The organism is Candidatus Nanopelagicales bacterium (genome assembly GCA_028687755.1).
Lineage (GTDB): Bacteria > Actinomycetota > Actinomycetes > S36-B12 > S36-B12 > UBA11398.
The window spans coordinates 1-7,071 of record JAQTZL010000019.1 but is presented as its reverse complement, the minus strand read 5'-3'; the positions used below and the strand labels follow the sequence as shown (position 1 = coordinate 7,071).

The 7,071-nt window shown below is 49.6% G+C and carries 7 protein-coding genes; 1 reads left to right on the top strand and 6 read right to left on the bottom strand.

Going from position 1 to position 7,071, the window contains the following annotated elements; all coding sequences use genetic code 11:
- Positions 1-281 precede the first annotated feature (281 nt).
- Both PHN51_12580 and PHN51_12575 read right to left on the bottom strand, forming a co-directional pair.
- Entirely contained in the window at positions 282-629 is a 348-nt protein-coding gene (locus PHN51_12580; GenBank protein ID MDD2819613.1) for a hypothetical protein, read from the bottom strand.
- A gap of 30 nt (positions 630-659) precedes the next feature.
- Complete coding sequence (locus PHN51_12575; protein MDD2819612.1) at positions 660-1,034, bottom strand: hypothetical protein; 375 nt, start codon at positions 1,032-1,034, stop codon at positions 660-662.
- A gap of 28 nt (positions 1,035-1,062) precedes the next feature.
- On the opposite strand from PHN51_12575, the gene PHN51_12570 reads away from it, so the two are divergent.
- Positions 1,063-2,169: a hypothetical protein gene (locus tag PHN51_12570; protein MDD2819611.1), complete on the top strand. Its 1,107-nt coding sequence runs from the start codon at positions 1,063-1,065 to the stop codon at positions 2,167-2,169.
- 39 nt (positions 2,170-2,208) lie between these two features.
- Here the strand turns inward: PHN51_12570 and PHN51_12565 are convergent, their stop codons facing one another.
- The 4 genes from PHN51_12565 to pilQ form a co-directional block, all read right to left on the bottom strand.
- A complete protein-coding gene (locus PHN51_12565) occupies positions 2,209-3,333 on the bottom strand; it encodes a deoxyguanosinetriphosphate triphosphohydrolase (protein ID MDD2819610.1) in 1,125 nt (374 codons plus the stop codon).
- Positions 3,326-4,408 carry a 3-dehydroquinate synthase gene (gene aroB / locus PHN51_12560; GenBank protein MDD2819609.1) on the bottom strand — a complete coding sequence of 361 codons (1,083 nt, stop codon included), beginning with the start codon at positions 4,406-4,408 and terminating at the stop codon, positions 3,326-3,328. Before aroB ends, PHN51_12565 begins: the two co-directional genes overlap by 8 nt.
- Positions 4,408-4,983: a shikimate kinase gene (locus tag PHN51_12555; GenBank protein MDD2819608.1), complete on the bottom strand. Its 576-nt coding sequence runs from the start codon at positions 4,981-4,983 to the stop codon at positions 4,408-4,410. Before PHN51_12555 ends, aroB begins: the two co-directional genes overlap by 1 nt.
- 89 nt (positions 4,984-5,072) lie before the next feature.
- Positions 5,073-7,071, bottom strand: a 1,999-nt coding sequence (gene pilQ, locus PHN51_12550) for a type IV pilus secretin PilQ (GenBank protein MDD2819607.1), incomplete at its 5' end; no start/stop codon positions are given.

Genomic DNA, 7,071 nt, shown 5'->3' with positions numbered 1-7,071 from the left:
ATTGTTCACCTTGTTCCTCACCTAATCGTTACGACTTAGCAGCCAAAGACCGCTGCTTTCCGGTAATTTTTTCAAAAGGGCGGCGATGTTACCCGTTCCAGCATTGCAGGGCAACATTCCAACGCCCCGCATCCGGCACTCCTTCGCCCATATATAGGCCAATAATTAAGTTGCGTAATTAAAACTAGGGGTTATAGAATGTACCTTATGCACTTTCGCAATAGGGCGAAATTGGGCGCTTTACTTTTCTGGAGGGTTTCCGTGCGAACCATCTTCTTGACTCAGCAGAAGCTTCTTTCTGCCTTTATAATTTCCACGCTGACTCTGGCAGGATGTGGAGGAAGCGCAATCTCAACTACAACCACAGGTAACACAAGCGCAGCCTCTGTCCAGCTTTCCACCTCTTCTACTAGCGTAACAAGTGACGGTTCTAGTTCAGCAACCATTACAGCCACGGTTCTTTCCTCTAGCAATGCTGTTCTTTCAGGCCAGGTTGTAGACTTCTCCAGCACAACCGGCTTGCTATCCCCTGCCACAGCCACAACTGATGCGAATGGACGAGCAACATTCACCTTTTCAGCGGGAACCTCAGGAGTTAATCGCACGGCAACTGTAACAGCAACTGTCAACGGAACAGCTATCAGCTCTAGCCTTCCAATTCAGATTACCGGATCGACTTTAACTGCGACTACAACCACAACTGCCGCAGCTGCAGGCTCTCCGATTACAATTTCAATTTCCGCAAAAAATTCTGGCGCAGTAGCAGTTTCTGGCCAGTCCTTGAAGTTTTCTATTGCATCTTCAAGCACTGGTAGCGGAACGCTCAGTTCAACAACTGCCACAACTGACAGCACTGGGAGCGCCACTGTAGATTTGACCGGAACAGCTGCTGGCATCGTTGATGTATTGATAGAGTGGATGGACTCGACCGGCGCCACCGCGAGCGCCTCTACCACCAAATCAATTACCATTAATCCATCTGGCGGCGCCTTTTCAGTCAGTACGCCTGCTTCCTCTCCATTTGCGGTTGCCATTGGCACCAACCAGACAGTCACCTTGAATGTGCCTAGCGCCATAGGTGGCGTCGCGATTGCCAGTATTCGGTATGCCTCGACACTAGGATCTTGGCTTGCAAATGGAAATAATGCGTTGACAGTTGCCCGCGCTGGCACTACTGACACACAAACCTTTGTACCAGGCAATAGTGCTGGCAATGCTAACGTGCAGATTGATGCTCTGGATGCCAGTGGCAATGTGCTTACATCTGCCTCGTTTATCTTTTCTATCACTTCGCCCACAGCTAACGCGTCCACTATCACACTGCAATCCAGCGTCTCCGTTCTTCAGCCCAGTTCTGGCGCGAATCAGAGCACCGCATTGCTAACTGCTATTGTGCGCGACAACTCCAACAACCCAGTCGGAGGCGCTCCTGTCCTGTTCGAACTTGTAAACTCCTCCGGGTCAGGCGAATCGCTCAGCCCTGTCGTTGTTACGACTGACAGTACCAGCTCGGCCACCACACAGATGGGAAGGGCACAAACAACCTTCACTGCAGGTACCTCCACAAATCAGAACGCTGCGATCAAAGCTACTGTTGTGGGATCAGCTATCTCTTCTACCACACCCATCACTGTCGGTGGCACTGCAGGATCAATTGCGCTGGGCGCAGGGACAAAACTTTCGATTGTCAACTCTGATACCGCTTATCAGCTCCCCGTTACAGTCATGGTTACCGATTCAAATGGCAATGCCGTTTCTGGGGCTGTTGTTTCGATTTCCATCTGGCCAATTAAGTATTACAAGGGCGTGCGCGATACAACGTGCGCGATTACCGGCACAGGCCCGTATTCAAACGAAGATGGCAATGAAAACCTGATTAAGGATGCTGGGGAGGACACAGATGGCACAGGAGGATTACCTGACGGAATGCTTTGGCCTGTACCCTCTTCTGCTGGCTCAGTACCGTCCACAGTAACAACTGGTGTCGATGGGACAGCAACTTTCAATTGGATATATTTAAAACAATATGCAAGCTGGTTAGTAGTTCGTCTTCGCGCAACAACACAAGTGCAGGGATCTTCGTCAACGTCGTCCTTGGAGCTTCCATTGGTGCCTTCTACAACTGATACGACCTCACCCTGCCAACTCCCTGACTCGCCATTTAATTAGTGCGAAGCGGTCACTCTCGCACACGCAAGAGTGACCGCCTCAGAACTCCTCTATTGAGAATATCCGCCGGTATTCTTTGATTGCATATCGGTCCGTCATACCTGCAATGTAATCCGCCACAGCGCGGGGAAGTTGCTCTTTTTCCTGCACCCGGAATTTCGGTGGGAGCAAGCTGGGATCTTCAGTAAATGCGCAGAATAAATCCCGAATCGATCGCCGAGCTTTGGCGCTCATGCGCATAACTCGATAATGTCGATACAAGTTGATACGAAGAAACAATTTCAACTCATCGTTTAGCTTACGCATTGCCGGGCTAAAGTCCACCAGCGCTGGAGCAGCACGAACTGCTTTGAGAGATTGTGGGTCGTGCTTGGCGATATTTGACCTTGTCTGCTTAATCACGTCTGTCACTAGTGTATTTATCATATGACGGACAGTTTCATGGACAATCCGCCTATCTGCTAGATTCGGCCAGTTACGCCTGACTTCATTTAGATGTTCAGCAAAAAGGGTCACCCCCTCCATCTGCTCGAGTTCGAGCAAACCTGAACGCAACCCATCATCAATGTCGTGATTGTTATAGGCGATTTCATCTGCAAGATTAGCCACCTGTGCCTCGAGAAGTGGGCGCTGTCCAGACAAGAACCGTTCACCAACATCACCAATGATTTCGGCATTCGCACGTGAGCAATGCTTCAATATGCCCTCTCGTGTCTCAAAACACAGATTTAGTCCATCAAATGCTGCGTAACGCTCTTCAAGAAAATCTACAACACGTAGAGATTGCAGATTATGCTCAAATCCGCCGTGCTCGGACATACAAGCATTGAGTTCATCCTGCCCGGCATGCCCGAATGGAGTATGGCCTAGATCGTGCGCAAGAGATATTGCCTCAACCAAATCTTCATTCAGGGATAAACAGCGAGCAATAGATCGCCCGATTTGAGCGACTTCAATACTATGTGTGAGGCGAGTTCTGAATAGATCGCCCTCGTGATTTACAAATACTTGCGTCTTGTATTCAAGTCTACGAAATGCGCTGGAGTGAATAATGCGATCTCTATCTCTCTGAAATTCACTCCGGCCAGAGGGGCTTGGTTCCGAAAACTTCCTGCCGCGCTCGCTTTCTCTTACCGCGTAAGACGCCAGCTGTCGTTCATTCACAGCAAGCCTCGATCGTATCAATCACATGTGGTTCCGGAACGTCTCCAGTCATTACAGCTTTCCCCAGCTTTTTCAACAAGACAAAACGAATCTTGCCTGCCGCAACTTTCTTGTCTAGCCCCATTAATTCCAGGTATTTTTCAGCGGCCATTCTTGGCCCCTTTACTGGCAGCTTCGCACAACGAAGCAAGCTGCCTATACGCCCCACTTCTTCCGATTGCAGCCAACCCATACGATGCGATAAGTCAGCCGCCATCATCATCCCGGCCGCAACAGCTTCACCGTGCAACCACACACCATACCCCATTCCACTCTCGATTGCATGGCCAAACGTGTGCCCCAGATTCAGGAGGGCGCGCTCGCCACTTTCGCGTTCATCATTTCCGACGACTTCCGCCTTATTCTGACAACTACGTACTATTGCATACTGCAAGGCATCCTTATCTCTCTGTAGCAGTTTTTCCATGTTCTGCTCCAGCCACTCTAGGAACGGCAAATCCCGTATCAAACCATATTTGATTACTTCGGAAAGGCCTGCATATAACTCACGATCAGGCAAAGTGTCTAAAGTCCGCGTATCCGCCAAGACCACCCTCGGCTGGTAAAATGCGCCAATCATGTTTTTCCCCAGAGGGTGATTGATGCCTGTCTTGCCTCCCACCGACGAATCCACTTGAGCAAGTAGCGTAGTTGGGATTTGTATAAACGGAACTCCGCGCAGGTATGTAGCTGCTGCAAATCCCACCATGTCCCCAACCACACCTCCGCCCAGCGCGATAATAGGAGTCGTGCGCTCACTATGAGACCTCAGCAAGCCCTCATAGATGATATCCATCGTTTTTGAGTTCTTAAATTTTTCGCCATCAGGCAGCACGATGCGATCACATAGCACCCCCTGCTTTGTGAGCCCTTCGACCAGCATTTCCATGTACAAAGGAGCAACTGTAGTATTACTGACAATTATTGCTCGCTTTCCAAAAAGAAAGGGGGACAGCAGGTGCTCCACACGAAGCAAATCGTCACCAACGTAGATTGGATAGCTGCGTTCGCCTAGTCCTACATTCAATGTCTGCATTACTGATCTCTTTCCAATGCGGGGGGAATTGAGGTTTGATATCCTGAGATCAACTCCTGCAATCTGGATAATAGTATTTGCACATTCTGTTTGCCGGTATGCACCACGATATCAGCTATGCTGCTGTAGATTGGGTCCCGTATTTCAAATAACCGCTGCAGCGTTGCTCTTGGATCCGCTGTTTGCAATAGTGGTCTACTGTGATCATGTCGAGTACGATGCCACAAATCATGCACACTACTCTTCAGATATACAACCACGCCACCTCGCTTTAGCAGTTCTCGATTGCGTTCACTCAGGGGAGCGCCCCCTCCTGTGGCCAATACAATATTTTGCCTGTGCATTAGCTCTTCGAGCGCAGCCGTCTCCCTTACTCGAAATCCCGCCTCCCCTTCCACATCGAATATGTGCGTTATTGTTACACCAGTGCGGCGCTGAATTTCGTCATCGCAATCTACAAATTCCTTGTGCAATTGCTTAGCCAGCAGTTTGCCAACGGTAGTCTTACCAGACCCCATCATACCAATCAAAATAATGTTGCCCGTATCGGACTTGTTTGCTTCCAATGGTTTCATGGGACAGGATTGTAGCGGAATTTGCGTGCTTCACATTAAACACAAAAGCCCGGGATTGCCGGGCTTTTGTTCTGGACAATCCACTTTAGTTAGTTTGCGCCTAAAGTGTCCTTAAGAATTTTTGGTGTAATGAAAACCAGCAACTCTTTCTTACTCTTTACCTTGGTATTTGTCTTGAACATCCACCCCAGCACTGGAATGTCAGCCAAGCCAGGAACCGCCGAAGTTGAGTCTGAGACATCTTGTGTGTACACCCCCCCGATTACAACCGTCCCGCCATTCTCGACCAGCACCTGAGTATCCACTTTCTTAGTATTGATGCTAGGAACACCTGAGTAAATGTTACCCACCGAGTCCTGACTCACACTAATCTTCATGGTTACGCTATCCTCAGGAGTGATTTGCGGCGTTACCGTCAAACCAAGAACTGCCTTTTTGAAGGCCACGTTTGTCGCCCCACTACTACTTGCCTGCAAGTACGGCACCTCAACCCCTGACTCAATAGTTGCAGGAGTTTTATCTCCTGTCACTACGCGCGGGCTTGCGATATTTTTCGTTGTTCCGTCGATTGCCGAGGCATTTAATTCCAGCGTTAAGGTTTCCGTAGCAGCAGCATTAAACAGCGACATAGTCAGACCACCTAAACCCGAAGTGGCCCCAGGCAAATTTAGGCTGCCTCCTGACACATTGCCCCTAACTGCACCCACCCCACCCACTCCAACTGTTGGCCCTGTGTAGCCCAAGCGCCCCCCTAGCGTGTGGTTGAACGTCTCCCCTGCTTCGACAAACCTCGCTTCAATTAGCACCTGTCTAACAGGGACATCAACCAGCTTTACCAGTTTGCGAACCTCCTCTAGGCTTGAAGGAGTGTCCTTCACAAACAGCATATTTGTTCTCTGATCGAAGTTTGCACTCCCCCGATTGGAGAGGATTTTCTGTTTCTCACTTGAAATCAACTTTACTATGTCAGCCGCTTTGGCATACGCAAGCTCGTAATTCTCCGTACGCAGAGGCTCCAATTCATCAATTTCCTGCCGCGCAGAAAATTCAATTTTCTCCTTGGCAGCGATCTCCTCGCGCGGAGCCACTTGAATGACGTTGCCGTTCTTGCGCATGTCCAACCCACGGCTTTGCAGAATGATCTCGAAGGCCTGATCCCACGGCACATCCTTCAATCTCAAGGTTAGACTGCCCGATACTGTGTCACTGATCACCATGTTCAGCCCGGTAAAGTCTGCTATGACGCTTAGCGCCTCCCGAGTAGAAATATTCTGGAAGTTCAGAGTCAGTTTTTCACCGGAATACCCAGGTGCATTTCCCTTCACAAGCTTATTTGGGTCTTCTGCGACTGCCTTAACTTCTACGATAAACTTATTGTCTGTTTGATATGCCGAATACTCCCAAAGTCCTTTGGGTTCTATCGAAAGTCGTGCATTACCTCCCTGAACAAATGCATCGATCATTTGTACCGGCGTCGCAAAATCAGACACATCGAGTTTGCGCTGTAAATTTCGAGGTAGTGTCGCACGCTGAAAATCGACGATCAGCGCACGCCCCTGTTGCTTGATGTCAATGCCAATATCCGCATCGGACAGATCTATCTGAATTCGGCTCTCCCCATTCTTACCGCGGCGGAAATCTATATCCCGCAAACTGTGCATCTGTTCGTTAGCAGTTGCATCCGCAAAATGTGCTGCGGCTACCGGCTCTGCACCACCTCCCAGTCCCTTGGGCTGCAAGGTGATCAGGATGTCATTCCCATCCACTCGCGTGTCGTAGCCAACCATTTGAGCCAGATTGATCACCAAGCGTGTTCTATTGCCGGCTTGTACGATATTCGCGCTACGCAGGTCTCCCTCGCCAAAGGTTTGCATGGTTGTACCCATAGCATTCTCGGTATCAGGAAAGTCAAACGCGATGCGCGGTGGGGTGTTGATAGTAAAAGCAGCAGGCTGCCCCTTTGGAGGAGTTTTCAACCCAACTCTAATTACCTGTTTCCCGCTTTCACTGCTGGCGCTGATGGATTCAATGCTATTCATCAACGACTCACCTTCCTGCGCGTGCGAGCTTAGGGCTGACAGCATGAAA

Bases quoted from the DNA above. Each gene is read 5' to 3' on its own strand.
- aroB (MDD2819609.1), bottom strand. From the start codon at position 4,408: ATGCAGACATTGAATGTAGGACTAGGCGAACGCAGCTATCCAATCTAC.
- PHN51_12555 (MDD2819608.1), bottom strand. From the start codon at position 4,983: ATGAAACCATTGGAAGCAAACAAGTCCGATACGGGCAACATTATTTTG.
- PHN51_12575 (MDD2819612.1), bottom strand. From the start codon at position 1,034: ATGGCAACCGCAAATGGAGAGGAAGCAGGCGTACTGACTGAAAAGGCG.